Origin of the sequence: Mesorhizobium ciceri WSM4083 (genome assembly GCF_000519305.1) — a bacterium.
Taxonomy (GTDB): domain Bacteria; phylum Pseudomonadota; class Alphaproteobacteria; order Rhizobiales; family Rhizobiaceae; genus Mesorhizobium; species Mesorhizobium ciceri_B.
This window is the reverse complement of sequence record NZ_KI912610.1, coordinates 315,124-332,909: the sequence shown is the minus strand read 5'-3', so window position 1 is coordinate 332,909 and position 17,786 is coordinate 315,124. Positions and strand designations below refer to the sequence as shown.

General features: G+C 63.7%; 17 protein-coding genes. 9 read left to right on the top strand and 8 right to left on the bottom strand.

The window, feature by feature from the left end; genetic code table 11:
• Positions 1-307: 307 nt before the first annotated feature.
• Complete coding sequence (locus tag MESCI2_RS0127595; RefSeq protein WP_027039298.1) at positions 308-907, bottom strand: LysE family translocator; 600 nt, start codon at positions 905-907, stop codon at positions 308-310.
• 98 nt (positions 908-1,005) lie between these two features.
• On the opposite strand from MESCI2_RS0127595, the gene MESCI2_RS0127590 reads away from it, so the two are divergent.
• Complete coding sequence (locus tag MESCI2_RS0127590) at positions 1,006-1,875, top strand: LysR family transcriptional regulator (protein WP_027039297.1); 870 nt, start codon at positions 1,006-1,008, stop codon at positions 1,873-1,875.
• A 231-nt stretch (positions 1,876-2,106) separates the two neighbouring features.
• On the opposite strand, the gene MESCI2_RS0127585 is transcribed toward MESCI2_RS0127590, so the two are convergent.
• The 3 genes from MESCI2_RS0127585 to MESCI2_RS0127575 all read right to left on the bottom strand — a co-directional run bounded on the left by MESCI2_RS0127585 (position 2,107) and on the right by MESCI2_RS0127575 (position 5,148).
• Positions 2,107-2,757, bottom strand: a complete 651-nt coding sequence (locus MESCI2_RS0127585) for a dihydrofolate reductase family protein (RefSeq protein WP_027039296.1) — start codon at positions 2,755-2,757, stop codon at positions 2,107-2,109.
• A gap of 102 nt (positions 2,758-2,859) precedes the next feature.
• Positions 2,860-3,702 carry a protein-L-isoaspartate O-methyltransferase family protein gene (locus tag MESCI2_RS0127580; protein WP_032901478.1) on the bottom strand — a complete coding sequence of 281 codons (843 nt, stop codon included), beginning with the start codon at positions 3,700-3,702 and terminating at the stop codon, positions 2,860-2,862.
• Between the two features lie 81 nt (positions 3,703-3,783).
• The gene (locus MESCI2_RS0127575) at positions 3,784-5,148 is read right to left on the bottom strand and encodes an Nramp family divalent metal transporter (protein WP_027039294.1); all 1,365 of its coding nucleotides are present in this window, start codon (positions 5,146-5,148) and stop codon (positions 3,784-3,786) included.
• Between the two features lie 235 nt (positions 5,149-5,383).
• Here MESCI2_RS0127575 and mntR point away from each other — a divergent pair, with 235 nt between their 5' ends.
• Both mntR and MESCI2_RS0127565 read left to right on the top strand, forming a co-directional pair.
• Positions 5,384-5,833 carry a manganese-binding transcriptional regulator MntR gene (gene mntR / locus MESCI2_RS0127570; protein ID WP_027039293.1) on the top strand — a complete coding sequence of 150 codons (450 nt, stop codon included), beginning with the start codon at positions 5,384-5,386 and terminating at the stop codon, positions 5,831-5,833.
• Between the two features lie 90 nt (positions 5,834-5,923).
• Positions 5,924-6,112 (top strand): hypothetical protein, encoded by a 189-nt coding sequence (locus MESCI2_RS0127565; RefSeq protein WP_027039292.1) that lies wholly within the window; start codon positions 5,924-5,926, stop codon positions 6,110-6,112.
• A gap of 157 nt (positions 6,113-6,269) precedes the next feature.
• Here MESCI2_RS0127565 and MESCI2_RS0127560 read toward each other — a convergent pair whose 3' ends face one another.
• Positions 6,270-8,339, bottom strand: coding sequence for a hypothetical protein (locus MESCI2_RS0127560; RefSeq protein ID WP_245270482.1), 2,070 nt, complete (start codon positions 8,337-8,339; stop codon positions 6,270-6,272).
• A gap of 188 nt (positions 8,340-8,527) precedes the next feature.
• Between MESCI2_RS0127560 and ypfJ the strand changes: the two genes are divergently transcribed.
• Positions 8,528-9,439 carry a KPN_02809 family neutral zinc metallopeptidase gene (ypfJ, locus tag MESCI2_RS0127555; protein ID WP_027039290.1) on the top strand — a complete coding sequence of 304 codons (912 nt, stop codon included), beginning with the start codon at positions 8,528-8,530 and terminating at the stop codon, positions 9,437-9,439.
• Between the two features lie 155 nt (positions 9,440-9,594).
• Positions 9,595-10,860 carry a TCR/Tet family MFS transporter gene (locus MESCI2_RS0127550; protein ID WP_027039289.1) on the top strand — a complete coding sequence of 422 codons (1,266 nt, stop codon included), beginning with the start codon at positions 9,595-9,597 and terminating at the stop codon, positions 10,858-10,860.
• Positions 10,861-11,172: 312 nt separating this feature from the next.
• On the opposite strand, the gene carA is transcribed toward MESCI2_RS0127550, so the two are convergent.
• Positions 11,173-12,390, bottom strand: a complete 1,218-nt coding sequence (gene carA, locus MESCI2_RS0127540) for a glutamine-hydrolyzing carbamoyl-phosphate synthase small subunit (RefSeq protein ID WP_027039287.1) — start codon at positions 12,388-12,390, stop codon at positions 11,173-11,175.
• Between the two features lie 276 nt (positions 12,391-12,666).
• Between carA and MESCI2_RS0127535 the strand changes: the two genes are divergently transcribed.
• Both MESCI2_RS0127535 and MESCI2_RS0127530 read left to right on the top strand, forming a co-directional pair.
• Positions 12,667-13,116 (top strand): GatB/YqeY domain-containing protein, encoded by a 450-nt coding sequence (locus MESCI2_RS0127535; protein ID WP_013530126.1) that lies wholly within the window; start codon positions 12,667-12,669, stop codon positions 13,114-13,116.
• Positions 13,117-13,224: 108 nt separating this feature from the next.
• Positions 13,225-13,539 (top strand): hypothetical protein, encoded by a 315-nt coding sequence (locus MESCI2_RS0127530; RefSeq protein WP_027039286.1) that lies wholly within the window; start codon positions 13,225-13,227, stop codon positions 13,537-13,539.
• Positions 13,540-13,583: 44 nt separating this feature from the next.
• On the opposite strand, the gene MESCI2_RS0127525 is transcribed toward MESCI2_RS0127530, so the two are convergent.
• Positions 13,584-14,546 (bottom strand): LysR family transcriptional regulator, encoded by a 963-nt coding sequence (locus MESCI2_RS0127525; protein ID WP_027039285.1) that lies wholly within the window; start codon positions 14,544-14,546, stop codon positions 13,584-13,586.
• Between the two features lie 103 nt (positions 14,547-14,649).
• Here MESCI2_RS0127525 and pcaD point away from each other — a divergent pair, with 103 nt between their 5' ends.
• A complete protein-coding gene (gene pcaD, locus MESCI2_RS0127520) occupies positions 14,650-15,441 on the top strand; it encodes a 3-oxoadipate enol-lactonase (protein WP_027039284.1) in 792 nt (263 codons plus the stop codon).
• A gap of 54 nt (positions 15,442-15,495) precedes the next feature.
• Here pcaD and MESCI2_RS0127515 read toward each other — a convergent pair whose 3' ends face one another.
• Positions 15,496-16,473 carry a hypothetical protein gene (locus MESCI2_RS0127515; protein WP_027039283.1) on the bottom strand — a complete coding sequence of 326 codons (978 nt, stop codon included), beginning with the start codon at positions 16,471-16,473 and terminating at the stop codon, positions 15,496-15,498.
• A gap of 582 nt (positions 16,474-17,055) precedes the next feature.
• On the opposite strand from MESCI2_RS0127515, the gene MESCI2_RS0127510 reads away from it, so the two are divergent.
• Complete coding sequence (locus MESCI2_RS0127510; protein WP_027039282.1) at positions 17,056-17,769, top strand: DNA helicase; 714 nt, start codon at positions 17,056-17,058, stop codon at positions 17,767-17,769.
• The last annotated feature ends 17 nt before the right edge of the window (positions 17,770-17,786 follow it).

Here is a 17,786-nt window from a genome sequence, read left to right as displayed (position 1 = left end):
CCCCCGCTCTGTCGCTACGCTATGCACACATCTTCTGTGACTGGCGTGACTGATCGGTGTGAGGCTTGATTGCCACGTGGTTCCCCCAATCCGTCGCTGCTTCGCAGCGCCACCTTTCCCCCTCCGGAGGGAAAGGAANGGAGCGTTGCTGGACGNGCGTTGACGGCAAAAAGCCTGGCGCCTTTCCTCTACCCCGTCGATCGGGGGAGAGGTGGCTCGGCGAAGCCGAGACGGAGTGGGGGNCGACCAGCGCCGCATAGGCGCTTTGTTGGGGGCAAGCCCCAGGTTCTGCAAGGCCGCCGCGTCCCTACACCGTCCGCCACATCGGAATGATCGAGGCGGCCAGCACCAGTGCCAGCACGATGTTGAGCGCGCGCCATTGCCACTCGGTCTTGAGCAGCCGGGCCAGCAGCATGCCGGCCACGCACCACAGCGATAGCGAGGCGGCGGCCGCGAGGCCGAAAGTGGCGCCGAGCAGCAGCGCGAGCTGCACCGGTCCGCTGGCCAGCGCCGCGAACGAGGCGGCGGCGCCCAACCCCATCGCCCAGCCTTTCGGGTTCATCCATTGAATGCCGGCGCCGCCGAGAAAGCTGTTCGGCCTGGCCATGCTCACATCCAGATTGGGCGGTCCGCTGCGGCCGATCTTGATCGCCAGCCAGAGGAGATAGAGCGAGCCGATGACCTTCATGGCCAGTTGCAGCGAAGGCACGGCAAGCAGCAGACCGGCAAGCCCGGCGGCAGCGGCACCCGTGACGGTGGCGAGGCCGGCGGCGCTGCCGACCAGCAGGGGCACGGAACGGCGAAAGCCGAACTGCGCGCCGGACGCCGTAGACAGGGTCGTGGCGATGCCGGGCGTGGTGGTGGCGACGATGGCAAAAAGGATGAGCGGGAGAATGGGCTCGAGCATGCGGCGTCCTCTGTCAGAGGGCTGCGATCGTAGCTGCGTGCGAACTTCAGTAAATGCAATGTTTGCTATAGTCAGCATTAGGATGGATAATGCCGGTCATGATCCGAAATCTCGACATGACGCTGATCCGCACCTTCATCACCGTCGCCGACAAGGCCAGCATGACGGCGGCCGCCAATGCGCTGCACCTGACGCAAGGTGCTGTCAGCCAGCAGGTCAAGCGGCTGGAGGAGGCGTTCGGCTCGAGCCTCTTCGAGCGCGACCGGCGCGGCTTGCGGCTGACGCGCGCCGGTGAACAGCTGTTCGGCAGAGGCAAGCGGTTGCTGGCCTTGAATGACGAGATCTGGGCCGAGATGGCTGGGACACCGGTGGCCGGCCAGGTGCGGCTCGGCGTGCCCTACGACCTTGTCGGCACCTTGCTGGCGCCGGTGCTGAAGACCTATGCCGAGACCTATCCGCAGGTCGAGATATCGCTGGTCTGCGCCTCGTCGCCGGAACTGACTGCTGCCCTTGCGGCAGGGACCATCGACCTTGCGGTGATCGAGGAACGCGTCGGCCCGTCGGCGGGCGAATGCCTTGCCATCGACCGGCTGGTCTGGGTCGGCGCCAAAGGCGGCGTTGCCCGCGCCAAGCGGCCGCTGCCGGTCTCGATCGTCGCCGATACCTGCGCCTTCCGTCCGGCGGTGCTGGCGGCGCTCGGTGAGCACGGGCTGGAGTGGCGCACCGTGTTCGAAAACGGCAACATCGACGCGACGACGGCGACGGTGCGGTCGGACCTCGCCGTCACCGCCTGGCTAGCCTCCACGGTGCCAGCCGATCTGGACATACTGCCATCGGAGTCCGGCCTGCCGCCCCTACCGAATTTTGCCATCAATCTGCATCTGCCGAGGCATGGGGTAGGGCCGGCGGCACAGGAATTCGCGCGGCATATACGGGAAGGGCTGGCGCGGCGGCCGGTGGCGGCGTGAACGCCTCGCTCCGCTGGAGCACCCCTCATCCGTCTCGGCGCTGCGCGCCGATCCACCTTCTCCCACACGGGGAGAAGGCAAGATTGCGCGCATGTCCCTGCCAATCATCGACGTTGAAGATTGGCCGAGCCGCATGTGCCAGGCTCCGCCTTCTCCCCTTGTGGGAGAAGGTGGCCGAGCGAAGCTCGGTCGGATGAGGGGTGTTCCAGCTTGGTGCCGAGTCCCGACACGTTACTTCCAGTTCTTGCGTCTTTCGAGCTCGGCGTCGGACGGCTCCCCTGTGACAAACGACCCGACCTTGATCTCGCCTGATCGTTCGTAGGTCGCCATGATGACGCCGGTGCTGGTTGCCTGCGACTTGATGAGCTTGAAGGCGGCCGGCATCGCGCTGTCGCCGAACAGCCGCTTGCCCTTGCCCAGCAACAGCGGGAAGATCATCAGCCGAATTTCGTCGATCAGCCCGTTGGCGAGCAAGGTCTGGATCAGATCGCCAGATCCCTGGATGAGCAGGTCAGGGCCATCCTCCTGCTTGAGACGGCGCAACTCCGCAACGATATCAGGCCCGAGCGATTGCGTGTTCTGCCAGGTGAGGGTGTCAGGCCGATGCGTCGCCACATATTTGGTCGCGGGGTTGAAGGCATCCGCGATCGGATCTTTCTGATACGGCCAGTAGGCGGCGAAGATGTCGTAGGTTCTGCGGCCGAGCAGCAGGGCGAAAGGCTTGGAGAACAGTTCATTCATCGCTGCGCCCCCCGCCTCGTCGAAGTAATGGAAGGTCCAGCCGCCGAACTTGAAGCCGCCGACCGGATCCTCTTGCGGGCCGCCGGGCGCCTGCATGACGCCGTCGAGGCTGACGAATGTCGCCGAGATGATCTTTCTCATTCCAGTGCTCCCGTTCTTCGGTCCACGCCGTCGTGGCCGGACTTCAGCCCAAGGACGGGCGACGAGCCACCAGTCCGACATATAAATTTTGGCGAACCACCATCATTTGCGAGGCCCGGGGTGGAGATCTTCCGACGAGAACCAGACATCGCCCGATATGGCGGTGGCGGTGTCGTCCGGCGCCCTGTCCTGCACCAGCCAGATCGAGCGGCTGCGCGCGGCCTGCTCGCGCGTCGGGATCCTCGACGCTGAGTCTGCGAGCGAGGCGCCGACGCAGGGAATGAACCACGATCGCATGAACGGATCGCAGGCGAAGCCTTTTTCGGTGCGGATCACCATCACCGCCAGCGGGACGCGCTCGGCCGGGCGCCAGGGGAAGATCATGCGGCCGCCAGGCCGCAGCGCCTTCAGCCATCCGGCCGGTGGCGCTGCGACCCCGGCATTGACGTAGATGATGTCGGATGGCGGCAGGGGCGTCGTCACCGCATCGCCATGGACGACCGTCGCATTGCCATAGGCTTCAAGATTTTGTCGCGCGAGATCGGCCAGCTTCTCGTCGAGTTCGAAAGCGGTGACGGTGCCACTTGGTAAAACCAGCCTGGCCAGCACGGCGGTGTAGTAGCCGGTGCCGGCGCCGATATGAGTGACGGCCTCGCCAGGTTTAGGCGCAAGCTTTCCGATCCACATGGCATGCAGGAAGGGCTCGCCATTGTTGATGCCCTTGTCGTCGTCGAGCGTCACCAGCACGTTCTGGTAGACATGGGCCGGGTCGGCGCTCGGCGTCGTGACCTTGCCGTTGCCGGCGATGACCGTCCACGGCCCGGGACCGAGAAACGCCTCGCGCGGCACCTCGGTGAAAGCCGCTTCCAGGCGTGGGTCGGGCGAGCCGGCATGGGCGACCAGCAGCCGCGCGTAGAATTTCCTGATGTCTTCGATCCGGGCCATGCTGCGGGACAACATAGCGCGGATTGCCGATTTGTCGCGAGACTACCCTTGGCGCACGGTAGTTGATTTCCGAAGCGGAGCTTAGCCGATGCCGAACATGGTGTCGTAGAGCAGCTTGAAGTTGAGCCCCAGGATGACCGCGGCGACTACCCAGGCAAGGGCGGCGACGCCGCGCGGAATGGCGAGATTGCCCATCTTCTTTTTGTCGGAGACGAACTGCACCAGCGGGACGACCGCGAAAGGCAACTGCATCGACAGGATCACCTGGCTGAACACCAGCAACTGGCCGGTGCCCTTTTCGCCATAGAGCGCGGTGACGACCACCACCGGGATGATGGCAAGGCCGCGGGTCAGCAGCCGGCGTGCCCAGTTGGGGATGCGCAGGCGCAGAAAGCCTTCCATGACGATCTGGCCGGCGAGTGTGGCCGTCACCGTCGAGTTCAGGCCGGACGCCAGCAGCGCCACCGCGAACAGGATCGAGGCGATGCTCAAGCCGAGCAGCGGCGACAGCAGCTCGAATGCCTGGCCGATCTCGGCGACATCCTGGTGGCCGGTGTTGTGGAAGGCGACCGCCGACACGATCAGGATGGCGGCATTGACGAACAGCGCCAGCATCAGGGCGATGGTCGAGTCCGTCGTTGCCCATTTGATGGCGTCGCGCTTGCCCTTTTCGGTGCGTTCATAGGCGCGGGTCTGCACGATTGAGGAGTGCAGATAGAGATTGTGCGGCATGACGGTGGCGCCGATGATGCCGATGGCGATGTAGAGCATCTCCGGGTTGGTGACGATCTGCGACGATGGCACGAACATGGCATGCAGGATCGAGCCTGCCGGCGGGGCGGCGACGAAGATCTGGATGGCGAAGCAGCTGAAGATGATGATCAGCAGCGCGACGACGAAAGCTTCGAGATAGCGGAAGCCCTTGTTCATCAGCAGCAGCACGAGGAAGGCGTCGAGCGCCGTCAGCATGGCGCCGCCGATAAGCGGAATGCCGAACAGAAGTTGCAGCGCGATCGCGGTGCCGATGACTTCGGCCAGGTCGCAGGCGATGATGGCCAGTTCGCAGGCGATCCACAGCACGAAATTGACCGGACGGGGATAGTAGGCGCGGCAGGCCTGGGCGAGGTCGCGGCCGGTGGCGATGCCGAGCCGTGCTGCCAACGCCTGCAGCAGGATCGCCATCAGGTTGGACAGCATGATGATGAACAGCAGCGTGTAGCCGAACTGCGCGCCGCCGGCGAGATCGGTCGCCCAGTTGCCCGGATCCATATAGCCGACCGAGACCATGTAACCGGGACCCATGAAGGCGAACAGGCGGCGGAACCAGACCCCCGAACTCGGAACGGCGATGGAGGAATTGACTTCACGCAGGCTGGGCTGCTCGTCCTCGTCGGGCCTGGCGAACCGCCATGAGGAACGGGAGGCTGTGGCTTCGGCTTCGGACATGGGGGAGGGCTTTCCGGGAGACTGGGCGATGTTCCCTAAGCTATGCCATGGCTCAACATTATGCAATATGCTATATTTCATTGTCGTTGCTTTTCATCCGGCCGGCGGTCATCGGGTGGAAACGGCAATCGGAAGCGCTGGTTGCACCTGTGGCGCAATGCAAATAAACGGCCTGAAGAATCAGAGCCCGTGCTATGAAAGCATGGATGGCAAATAGTCCTAGGAGGAGCGCGTATTGGCGCTGAAGAACAGACCAGTTCCGCGCGAGCCGCTGCTCGACGCCGAAATTCATTCGGAGGGCTTCCGGCAGCAGCGCGAAGCGCGCCGCAGCGCGCTGGTCGAGGACTATGTCGAGCTGATCGCCGACCTGATCGAGGACGGCAACGAGGCGCGCCAGGTGGACATCGCCGCACGCCTGGGCGTCGCCCAGCCGACAGTGGCCAAGATGCTGACCAGGCTGTGCGCCGACGGTTTGGTGTCGAGAAAACCCTATCGCGGCGTGTTCCTGACCGATGCCGGCCGCAAGGTTGCGGAGGAAAGCCGCATCCGCCACCAGACGGTGGAAGCCTTTTTGCGCTCGCTCGGCGTCAGCGCCGAGACGGCGCGCATCGACGCCGAGGGCATCGAGCACCATGTCAGCGCCGAGACGCTGGAAGCTTTCCGCAAGGCGATGACGGCGCGCTGAGCCGCCAGATTTCCGGCGCTGCCGGAACCGTCGCACGCCGGGCACGTTGCTCCCGACACCGCGCGTTTTGTCGCGCGAACGGAGGAAGCGATGGGCATCGAACAAGCACCGACCGCAAAGGGCAAGCAGGCGGCCGCGGGACTGAAACAGGCGGCGGCGAGGGATGAGCGCAAGACCGAAACGGAAACGGGCCGTCCGCTGAAAAAGGGCGCGGCTCGTTTCGAGGAACGGTCGAAGAGCTCTGACGGCAAGAGCGCCGGCGCCAAACAGGAAGATTAGGCGTCTGACGTGATTGGCTGCAGGCCAAGGCCGCTGTTGGACGTGGTTTACGTCCTTTCTTGCGGCAGTGTCTATCGCCCTCCGCTATGGCTGCGGGCGTTCGAGCCTTTTGAAAGGTCCAGTGGACCTTTCAATTTGCCTCCGGCAAACCGTTCCCTCACTCCCTGACATCCTGCACCCAGCTGCGCGGGTGGCCGTCGACGCGGAACTGGAAGATGAAATAGGGTGGGATGCAGGTGCCTTTGCCGGCTTTTGCCTGCACCAGATCGTCATAGCCTGCGGTGCAGATATAGTCCTCGCGGCAGGGATGCGCCTTGTCGCAGGCGCGCAGGCCGGCGGTCTTGGTGAATTCCTTCGTGCAGAATTTGTGGTCCTTGCCCGACGCGATGCAGTCGTTGAAGCCGGTCTTGGCCAGACGCCCGCACGTCGCCTCGTCGGGAAGCTTTTCGCAGCTCGCCTTGCGCAGCATGCCGCCGGGAAAGCCGCCGGTCTTCTGCTGCGGATTGTCATAGCGCTGGCGCGCGGCGCCATAGCCGGCGAGTTTGACCAGCGGCTTCTTGTCCCGCGCCGGGTCGATGGCGCAGGCCTTGGCGGTGGCCGGGGAGAGGCGGCAATACTGGTCGTTGCCCCAGCTCGACATCTTGATCTCGCCGAACTCGACGGGGTCGCCGACGGCCGTGCCGGCCTCGCTGACGCAGGTGCCGAAGCCCGGATGGATGGCGCTTTCATGGACGCCGGCGCAGCGCAGGCCGGTGCCGCAGCTCCAGTCCTTGAAGCTTGGGTCCTCGCCGCGATAGCAGATCGAGCCCCAGCCATTGTAGAGGTCGGTGCCTTTCAGCGCCTCGGCATATCTGGCGTCCGGACGGGCGGCGAAGCCGCGCGTGAAATTCGGATGGCCGCCGGCGGCGAACTGCTCGACGATGGCGCGGCGGCGCGGCAGGTCGGCGAAGAACACGGCCGAGCCCGGCACGAAGACGGCGTTGCGGCGCGGCTCGCTCGCCGGATCGGCGCCGGTGTAGTGGAAACCGGCAATGCCACGCGTCTGATGGCAGCCGGTGCAGCTCATCTCGTTGAGCCGCAACTCGAAGCCGGCCACCGACTTGATGGTGGCGAGCGTGTTGCCTTTGGCGACGTAGTCCTTCAGCGCCTTGTCGATGTCGGCGTCGTCAACCAGCCCGTAGGCGATGTTGTTCTGCGACCGGCTGAGGCCGCCGGGTGCGACGGAGACGGCGCTCCTGGCCAGGAATTTTTCATCGATGACCAGCCGGCCATGGTCGAGGTCATAGATGTTGCGGTCGGTGAGCAGCCATTTGGCGAAGGATGGCTTGTCGGCCAGCACAATGGCACGGTCGATCTGGTTTTCCATCTTCGCTTCATAAAAGCTGGACGCAGCCGGATCCCATTTGAAGATCTTCAGGAGATATTCGGCATGGCCGCCGAAATCGCGCCGCGTCGAGGCCGACAGCCTGAGCACCTGCATGTTGAGTTCGAGCCGCATGATCTGCGACGAATTGAGCATGGCGCCCGACAGCGGCCCCTCGTCGGAGCGCAGCCAGGCGGCAAGCTGGTCGGGTGGCAGGTCCTGTTTGCCGGCAGCCAGCCAGCGCTGGGCAACATCGGCGCAGGACACGTCGGTGGCGCTTGGCAGGTCCTTGGAGGCGCGTGCTTGTGCCTGTCTGGGTTTGGCGTTGAACACCAGGCTCATGGTCAGCGGCAGGCGCGAGGAAATGCGCTGGCCCGCCTTTCCCTTGGCCGGCTTTTCCGCCACCGAATAGTGGAAGCGGTAGATCAGCCGGATCTCGCCGCATTCGGTGTGGCCGAGATAGCCGCGGTCCATGCGGTTGACGACGCCGGTGAGATCCAGCGTCGAGCCGTCGTCATCGATGTATTTCGGGTTGAATTTCTGGCTGGTGTCCTTCGATCCGGCCATGTCGGCGACATAGGGGTCCGGACTGGTCTTCGGCTCGTCGGCGATCTGCTGCTTGACCGTGTCGCGCACTGTCGCCAAAGCCGGCACTGCAAACAGGCCGCGATTGTCGACCTCGCGGGTGAGGCCGAGCGCTGGCCCCAGCAGGCGGCTGATCGACAGTCCGCCGCGCTCCAATGCCTGCAAAGTGGCGGGGTCGGTGACGGCAACGCTGGAATCGAGCGTCACCGCGCCGGCTACCGGCGTGCCGAGGCAAAACAACGCCGCAATCAGCGACAGGAACGAACCGATCGTCTTCAAGCCCAATACATCCCCCATCCACGAGCAATGCTACAGGCCTTGCGCACTCTCGGCCAGAGCGGTGAGGTCGTCATGCCAGAACCGCCGCGGTTTGGAAAAATGCTGTGACTTGGCGCAACCATTGGGATAATTGTTTGTTGGGTTGAGCCCCGGAGCAACGGGGGAAGTTCGCAGCGCGAGGAGTTGCCATGCTCTGGAGAGGCCGTCGTCAGAGTGACAATATCGAGGACGACCGTAGCGGCGGTGGCGGACTCGGCGGCGGCGGTGGCCAGTTCCGCATTCCGATCGGCGGCCGCACCGGTGGCGGCGGCAGCATCTTCCTCGTCATCCTGGTGGTGCTGGCCGGATGGTATTTCGGCTTCGATCCGTCGACGATCCTGGGTGGCGGCGGCGGACTGGCGCCGGGCGGCGGCGGCCAGATCACCGATAACAGCGGCCAGGACAGCGGTGCCACACCGGCCAATGATGAGATGAAGCAGTTCGTCGCGACCGTGCTGGCCGAGACCGAGGACACCTGGACCGGCATCTTCAAGTCGCAGGGGTTGACCTATGAGGATCCCAAGCTGGTGCTGTTTTCCGGCCAGGTCCGTTCCGCCTGCGGCTTTGCCTCCGCCGCGGCCGGACCGTTCTATTGTCCCGGCGACCACAAGGTCTATCTCGACATGACCTTCTTCCAGCAGCTCGATCAGCAGTTCGGCGCTTCGGGCGAATTCGCCCGGGCCTATGTGATCGCGCATGAGATCGGCCACCATGTCCAGAACCTGACCGGCATCATGTCCAAGTTCAACCAGATGCGGCAAAGCATGGGCGAGGTCGAGGCCAACCAGATGTCGGTGCGCATCGAACTCCAGGCCGACTGCTTCGCAGGTGTGTGGGCGCATTACACCGCGCAGAAGGGCATTTTGGAGCAGGGCGACATGGAGAGCGCGCTGAATGCCGCCAAGCAGATCGGCGACGACACGCTGCAGAAGAAGACGCAGGGCTATGTCGTGCCGGAAAGCTTCAACCACGGCACCTCGCAGCAGCGGCAGACCTGGCTGGCGCGTGGTTATAAGAGTGGCAAGCTGTCGGAATGCAACACGCTGAGTGGGCCGATCTGATAGCCGCTTCCGGACACTGACCTGACGGCCAAGACGCCGTCAGGGACTGTCAGGATGAACGCATCCGGATTGTTCCCTTATTGTTCCTTGCGGCGGGCTCGCCTATAAGGTGCGTCCGCCTGCGCCCCAGGGCGAGCAGAGGAGCTTGACCCAGCATGATCGACCCCAAAACCGCCAGACGGGGCCTTGCGCTCGTCTTCACCACGCTGCTGCTCGACATTATCGGCTTCGGCATGATCATGCCGGTGCTGCCGGCCTATCTCCGGGAATTGACCGGGGTCAGCATCAGCGGCGCGGCGATCGAAGGCGGCTGGCTGTTCTTCGTCTATGCGGCGATGCAGTTCGTCTTCGCGCCGATCATGGGCGGCTTGAGCGACCGGTTCGGACGGCGGCCGATCCTGCTCGCGTCGGTGCTGACCTTCTCCATCGACAATCTGATTTGCGCGATCGCCTGGTCCTACCCGATGCTGTTCATCGGGCGTGTGCTGGCCGGCATTTCAGGCGCCAGCTATTCGACGACGTCCGCCTTCATCGCCGACATTTCGAACGATGAGAACCGGGCAAAGAATTTCGGCCTGCTCGGTATCGCGTTTGGCGTCGGCTTCGTCATCGGGCCGGTTCTGGGCGGGCTGCTCGGCACGTTCGGGCCGCGCGTGCCGTTCTATTTCGCCGCCGGGCTCGCCTTCGTGAACTTCCTGATTGCGCTGTTTTTCCTGCCGGAAACGCTCGATGACAAGCATCGCCGCCGCTTCGAATGGAAACGCGCTAACCCGGTCGGCACGCTGCTGCAGATGCGCCAATACCAAGGCATCGGCTGGATCGGGCTCACCTTCTTCCTGATGACGCTCGGGCACATGATGTATCCGGCGGTTTGGTCGTTCGTCTCCAGCTACCGCTATGGCTGGAGCGAGCAGCAGATCGGCTTCTCGCTCGGCGCCTTCGGCCTGTGCGGCGCGATCGTCATGGCGACGGTGCTGCCGCGCGTGATCCCGAGGCTTGGCGAGTGGAAGACGGCGGTCATCGGCCTGACATTCACGGCAGCCAGCGCCTTCGGCTACGCCTTCGCGTCGCAAGGCTGGATGATCTATGCGGTGATCGTCGTCGGCTGCCTGGAAGCGCTGGCCGATCCGCCGCTGAGGAGCCTCGCCGCCGCCAAGGTGCCGCCCTCGGCGCAAGGCGAGTTGCAGGGCGCGATGACCTCGATCTTCTCGATCACCTCGATCATCACGCCGCTGCTCTATACAGCGATCTTTTCCTGGTTCACCGGGCCAAGCGCGCCGGTGACCTTCGGCGGTGCGCCCTATCTGGTCGGCGCATGTTTTCTGACGCTGGCGGTCATCGTCTTCGTTACCAAGGTGGCGAGGCCCGTGGCGCGCACAAACGTCGCCACCGGCGTTGCCGAAGATGGAGCACAGGTATGAGCCATGACAGGCGCATTGCCCTCACCAGGGAGGGCCATCCCATAGGCCAGCGAGGGCCGGGCGGTGGCTTGGACATTCCGATGCGTTCGCTGTGAAGCGCCAATCGTACCTGACGCTTGCGCCGCCCCTCATTGCCCTGCCGGGCATTTCTCCCCGTATAGTGACGGAGAGAAAGATGCTGTTGTCCGATGGTTTCACCAATTATCAATGTTGCGAGAAGAACGCCAAGAGTGCGGCCAGCTTCCTTCTCCCCGCCACTATACGGGGAGAAGATGCCGGCAGGCAGATGAGGGGCGGCGCAAGCGGATCGCGCTAAGCCCGTTCGGCCAGCAATTCCTCGCCGCGCTTTTCGCGGATCAAATTGACAAAGCGGCGGAACAGGTAGTGCGAATCCTGCGGGCCGGGGGAGGCTTCGGGGTGATGCTGGACCGAGAACACCGGGCGGCCGGTCAGCGTGATGCCGCAGTTCGAACCGTCGAACAGCGAGACATGGGTTTCCTCGACGCCTGACGGCAGCGAGTCGGCATCGACGGCAAAGCCGTGGTTCATCGAGACGATCTCGACCTTGCCGGTGGTGTGGTCCTTGACCGGATGGTTGGCGCCATGATGGCCCTGGTGCATCTTGGCGGTCTTGCCGCCCAGCGCCAGTGCCAGCATCTGGTGGCCGAGGCAGATGCCGAACACCGGGATATCGGTCTTCAACAGATCCCGGATCACCGGTACGGCATAGTCGCCGGTGGCTTCCGGGTCGCCGGGGCCATTGGAGAGAAAAATGCCGTCCGGCTGCATTGCGAGGATTTCCTCGGCGCCGGTCTTGGCCGGCACCACGGTGACCTTGGCGCCGAGGCCGGCGAGCAGGCGCAATATGTTGCGCTTGACGCCATAGTCGATGGCAACGACATGCATGGAGGGCTCGGCCTGTTCGCCAAAGCCTTCGTTCCAAATCCAGGGCGTCTCGCGCCAGACCGAGGACTGGCCCGAGGTGACTTCCTTGGCAAGGTCAAGCCCGATCAGGCCCGACCATGCGGCGGCGCGGCGCTTCAGATCGTCGATGTCGAACACGCCATCGGGCGCATGCGCGATGACGGCGTTGGGCATGCCCTTTTCACGGATCAGCGCGGTGAGCGCGCGCGTGTCGATGCCCGACAGGGCGACGATGCCGCGCTTCTTCAGCCATTGGTCGAGACCCGTGCCGGCGCGGTAGTTGGAAGGGTTGGTGACATCGGCCTTGAACACGGCGCCGACGGCACCAGCGCGGGCGGCGGGATTGAGGTCCTCGATGTCCTCGTCATTGGTGCCGATGTTGCCGATATGCGGGAAGGTGAAGGTGACGATCTGGCCGGCATAGGAGGGGTCGGTGAGGATTTCCTGGTAGCCGGTCAGCGCCGTGTTGAAGCAGACTTCGGCGACGGCGGAGCCGGTGGCGCCCAGGCCGCGACCTTCGATGACGGTGCCGTCGGCCAGCACCAGAAGGGCGGTCGGCTTTTCAGTGGCCCATGCGGGCGTCGAGGCGGGCGTCATCTCGGCCATGCGGCACTCCTATCAGGCCGCGCGCTGCAACCGGCCCGGCGGGCCATCTGCGCGGCAAACGGCGCGAAGCGGCGATTTCGCGGCTTCCACGCAGTCAAATTTCCGTTCATGCAAGGCCCAGTACATAGGGGAAGGGGGCAGGGCGGTCAATGACCATGAGAAATGCCGGAACGTTTTATTTCACCTAGCAAAATCAGTGGCTTGGTCCGGCATATCAGGGTTTGCCTTGGCTCGCCCCCGGCGCTATTGTCCGCGCCGATCGAAGGAGAATGCACCATGCGCGGCAAAATCGCCGAATCCCTGAAGAGCGCGATGAAGGCGCAGGACAAGCATCGGCTGCCGACATTGCGGCTGATCCAGGCGGCCATTCACGACCGCGACATCGCCAATCGCGGTTCGGGCAAGGAGCCGGCCAGCGATGAGGAGATCCTGCAGATCCTGGCCAAGATGGTGAAGCAGCGCGAGGAATCCGCCAAGGCCTTCGACGACGGCAAACGGCCGGAACTGGCCGCGCAGGAGCGTGGCGAGATGGAGATCATCCGCACCTTCCTGCCGACACAATTGGACGATGCGGCGGTGACCGCGGCGGCGCGTGAGGCGATCGCCGCGACCGGTGCGGCCAGCCAGAAGGACATGGGCAAGGTGATCGCCGCGCTGAAGCAGAAATATGCCGGCCAGATGGATTTCGGCAAGGCGAGCGGCATCGTCAAGGGGCTGCTGCAGTAGGCGGCCGACCGGGCGCTCCCCGAATCAGGTCCGTCCGGAATCCAAGTCCGGGAATTGGAACCCGGACAGCGCCGAGATGTTTATCCGTCATGCAACGGGAGAGATGTCATGACTGAGAACGAAACCCGCTATGAAACCGGTGCGACGAAATATCCGGCAAAGACCGATGCCGACGCTTCCGATGAATTCTCCCAGGATGCCGCCGCCAACAAGAAGCCCGCCGGCGGAATGGGGCTCACCCGCAGGAAGGATGAAGTGGACGACCGAACCCGCCAGTCGGACGGACAAAACCCGCCGCGGCAAGCCACGCCGAGCGCCGCAACCGAAAAGACGTCCGGGGCCGGCCCCGCTATCGCGGAGCGTTCCAAGGACGCCAAGGCCCCGAAGAGCGGCCGCCAGCCTGGAGCGTATGTCAAGAAGTGACCGCTGACGAGACCCGAGAGGTCTTGGCATTGCATGGCCGGTCATTAACGACCGATTTCCACTTGCGCCTTTCGCGACTGGTTGGTCGGTATCCTCCTCGGCTCTAATGCGCGGCGCAATGCCGGCGCCTCCTGCTGGATGTGATCCCACAGCCGGTTCGCGATCGGCCCATGCGGCCGGTCGCGGCGCCGCGCCACCACCAGTTCGTCGGTGCGGCCCGGCAGATGACGGCCGGCAATGGAGCGCAGGCGCCCGTCCTGCAGTTCGTCCTCGATCAGGAAGCGGGGCAGGTGGCCCCAGCCCAGGCCCTGCAGGATGATCTCCTTCTTCATGCCCTGGTCGGCGACGAGGCATTGCGGCGCGCCTTCGAGCAGCGAATAGTTTTGTTGTGGCGAATGGCGGGCGCTGTCGCGCATGACGCATTGGGTGAGTGCCTGCATCTGGTCCAGGGCGATCGGCTGCTCGATACGATCGGGCAGAAAGCCCGGCGCCACCACGGGAATGAAGGACACCTTGCACAGATCGACCCATTCCACCCGCGCATCGCCCTTGTCGACCCAGTGCAGGATCAGATCGGCTTCGTCATCGAAGAGGCGCTCGCATGGGCCGCCCACCGCTTCGAAATGCAGATGCAGGCGCGTGCCGGGGCACTGTGCGAAGAACCGCCCTAGCATGCCCAGCACCTGCGGGCGCGGGCACAGGTCGCCTATCACCACATGGATCTCGCTTTCTTCACCCATCGCCAACTGGGCGGCATGGACGCGCAAGCCGTCCAGCTCGCGCAGCAGCGATAGCGCTCGGCGGTGGAACGAAAGCCCGGCCTCGGTCGGACGCACGCGATAGCCGCTGCGATCTAGGAGGCTAAGGCCGAGCTGTCGCTCCAGCTTGGCGACGGCGGCGAACACCGCGGGGTGCGAGCGATGCAGCACGGCCGCCGCAGGCTGAAAGCCTCCGGTGCGAACCACCGCATCGAAGCATTGAAGGTCGTGGAGGGTAAATTCGGCCATGTCGGTTTTTATTACAGAGATTGTCCTGTCTTTGTAATATAAACAAAATTGTCCCTCCGCTACGTTTGGCCTCATTCAAAACGTTCCAAAAGGAATTTTCATCATGAATGAGCTGAATTTCGTCACAACCGGCGACGGCACGCGCATCGCCTACCGCTTCGATGGCGAGGCAAGCAAGCCGGTGCTGGTGCTGTCGAATTCCATCGGCACCACGCTGCACATGTGGGACAGGCAGATCGACGAATTGTCGAAGCACTTCCGTGTCCTGCGCTACGATTTTCGCGGCCATGGCGGATCGAGCGTTCCCGTCGGCGCCTACTCGCTCGACCGGCTTGGCCGCGACGTCATCGAGTTGCTCGACGCGCTCGACCTGCAACGCGTACATTTCCTTGGCCTGTCGCTCGGCGGGTTCGTCGCGCAGTGGCTCGGCATCCACGCGCCCGAGCGGATCGACCGGCTGATCCTGAGCAACACCTCGTCTCATCTGGCGCCGGCAAGCTATTTCGACGAGCGGATCGCCGCCGTGCGACAGGCGCCGGACATGTCGGAAACCGCCGAGACGTTCCTGAGCAACTGGTTCCCCGCGTCGATGGTTGCCGCCAACGAGCCCGTGGTCGAAGAGTTTCGCACCATGCTACTGGCTATCGACCGGCAAGGCCTGGCGGGTCTGTTCGCGGCGGTTCGCGACGCCGATCTTCGCCGCACCGTAGCACTGATACCCCGGCCGACGCTGGTGATCGCCGGTCAGCACGACACGGTGACAGCAGCCAGCCACGGTGAGATGATTGCCGCGGCGGTGCCCGGCGCGAAGCTGGTTGTGCTGCCCGCGGTCCATCTGTCGAACATCGAATATCCGGCAGAGTTCATCCAGGCTGTGGTCGATTTCCTGCGCTGAGCCGGAGCGCAAACCGACGGTGATTGAGGTTCGCAGCCTGCCAGGGTGCGGACTTCAAGATGCTTCGCAGATCGGCAGCGGCTGCGGCGGCGGTGCCGGGTGATCCTTCCTGTATTGGGCGATGATCGGCTCGAGGGTCTTTCGCGGCCAGAATTTCGGCGTACCGATTTCCTTCAGACAGGACGCGTTCCAGTAGGCGCCCGGCTGTGAATGGTTGGCTGCGACCGCGGCGATGTCGCGCGATTCCGGATAGATGTAGAGCGTTGTCGGATTGTCCTTGACCATCGGGATGATCTGCTGGGCATCCGCCGGCGACCAGCTGGTGCAGCCATTGCTGCGACCGCCGGCATAGTCCACCAGCTTGCCGAACGGCACGAAGCCGTCACGGTCGGCATGCGAGCTGTTCGGGTTTTTGCGCAGGCACATGCCGCGCAGAACCTGGGCCGCATGGCCGCCGATCACCCGCTGCCTGGCGTTCGCAGCCTCGCCTTCGCCGTCGAACTGTATGAAGGTGCGCTGGAAAGCCACGTCCTGTTTCGCAGCGGTGCGGTAGTAGCCCTTGAACGACGTTTTTGCCTCGCGGGTGATATAGCCGCCGCCGGCCGTCAACGACGAATCCATCGCATTGCCGAAGTTCTTCGCGCACCGTTTGCCATTTGAAAAATCGACCACGCCGTTCAAATTCCGGCCACTGCCGTGGCCCGACGAAATCGCGCGAAACGACCGGCTGGCTTCGCAGATGACGTAGTAGCGACGGCCAAGCACGCCATCGCCCAGATCGCTGGGGCGCGTCGCATCCATGGCGAAGTAGCAGGGGTTCTTGACAGCACCTTGCGCGACCTTCTTCCGGTAAAGCGCGCGGGCTCGTTCGAGGACAATTTGTGAGATCTGGCCGTCGCTGTTGCCGACATGAGCCTGCAGCCAGGCCGGAACGTCAGATGGTGCGGCAAAGGATCGAGCCGACATCGTCAACGCAATGGCGGCGACGAAAAAGCTGGCGACGACGCCCAGAGAAACAGATCTCAACCGCACCGGATCAATTCTCCTGTCGAAGCGAATGGCGATTCCTTGCGGCATTGCCGCGAGAATCGATCATAGATGGCCTCGCATTATCAGGCGAAACACATCTTGTTTAGCGTACCCGCATGAGATCCGTAGAGCAGGTCGATCCATGCAAACAGCCTACGCCGACATGCTGGCTCCGGGCTTGCGGCGGGCGGCTTCGCATCCTTGAAGCAGGGCAACGAACCCGGGTTGGCGGATTCCTTCGGAGCCCTCGGCGTCTTGGCTGACGGAGCATCAAACGAAAAACCCGCCTGTGCGGCGGGTCACTGGCGCAAATCAGCACCATGGACAAATATGTACCATAGCTGAGGGCAGGGAGTCAAGAAAAAATTCCTATCTTGAAAAGCCGCGAATTCGGAGCCCTGATCCCTGGAGGTCCACGATTTTCGATCCGCAGGGATTGAGTTATGATCTGATTCTGGCGCGGTCCACGCCACCTCCCTCGCCGGGAAAGCATCGTTCATGCAGGGCGCTATCCAATCACTGAACCGACTGTCGAGCGCCAGGCATAAGGAGGGGTTGCGAAAAGGCTCGCACCAGGAGGTTTGCATGAAGCTGTCCGCGCCCGTCTACCATTTGAAGCGTCAAGCCAGGCTTTTGTCCCGCGAGGGTAAAATTGCGCTGCACGAGGCGCTTGACCGTGTCGCAGCGCAGGAAGGTTTCACCAGTTGGAGCTTGCTTGCAGCCAAGGCAGCCAAGGCGGCGCCTGCCGGCGTACTGTTTGCGCAACTTGCGCCCGGCGATCTTGTCTTGGTCGGGGCGCGGCCTGGCCACGGCAAGACGCTGATGAGCCTCGAGCTCGCGGTCGAAGCCATGAAATCAGGTCATCGCGGCGTGTTCTTCACGCTGGAGTATACGCAGCGGGATGTGCTCGACCGGTTTCGCGTCATCGGGGCGGACCCGGTGCAGTTCAACGACCGGTTCGTGTTCGACAATTCCAACGCGATCAGCGCCGACTATATCGTCAAGGCATTGGGTTCGGCACCGCGCGGCACGCTGGTGGTGATCGATTATCTGCAACTGCTCGACCAGAAGCGTGAAAACCCCGACCTGATGGCGCAGGTTCGCACGCTGAAGGCCTTTGCCGGCGACAGGGGATTGATCCTCGTCTTCATCTCGCAGATCGATCGGTCATACGATCCGGCGAAGAAATCGGTTCCCGATATCGCCGATGTGCGGTTACCGAATCCTCTGGACCTGTCGCTGTTCAACAAGACCTGCTTCCTGAACAAGGGCGAAATCCGGTTCCACGCTGCAGGCTGACGATCCGGTCAGCCAGC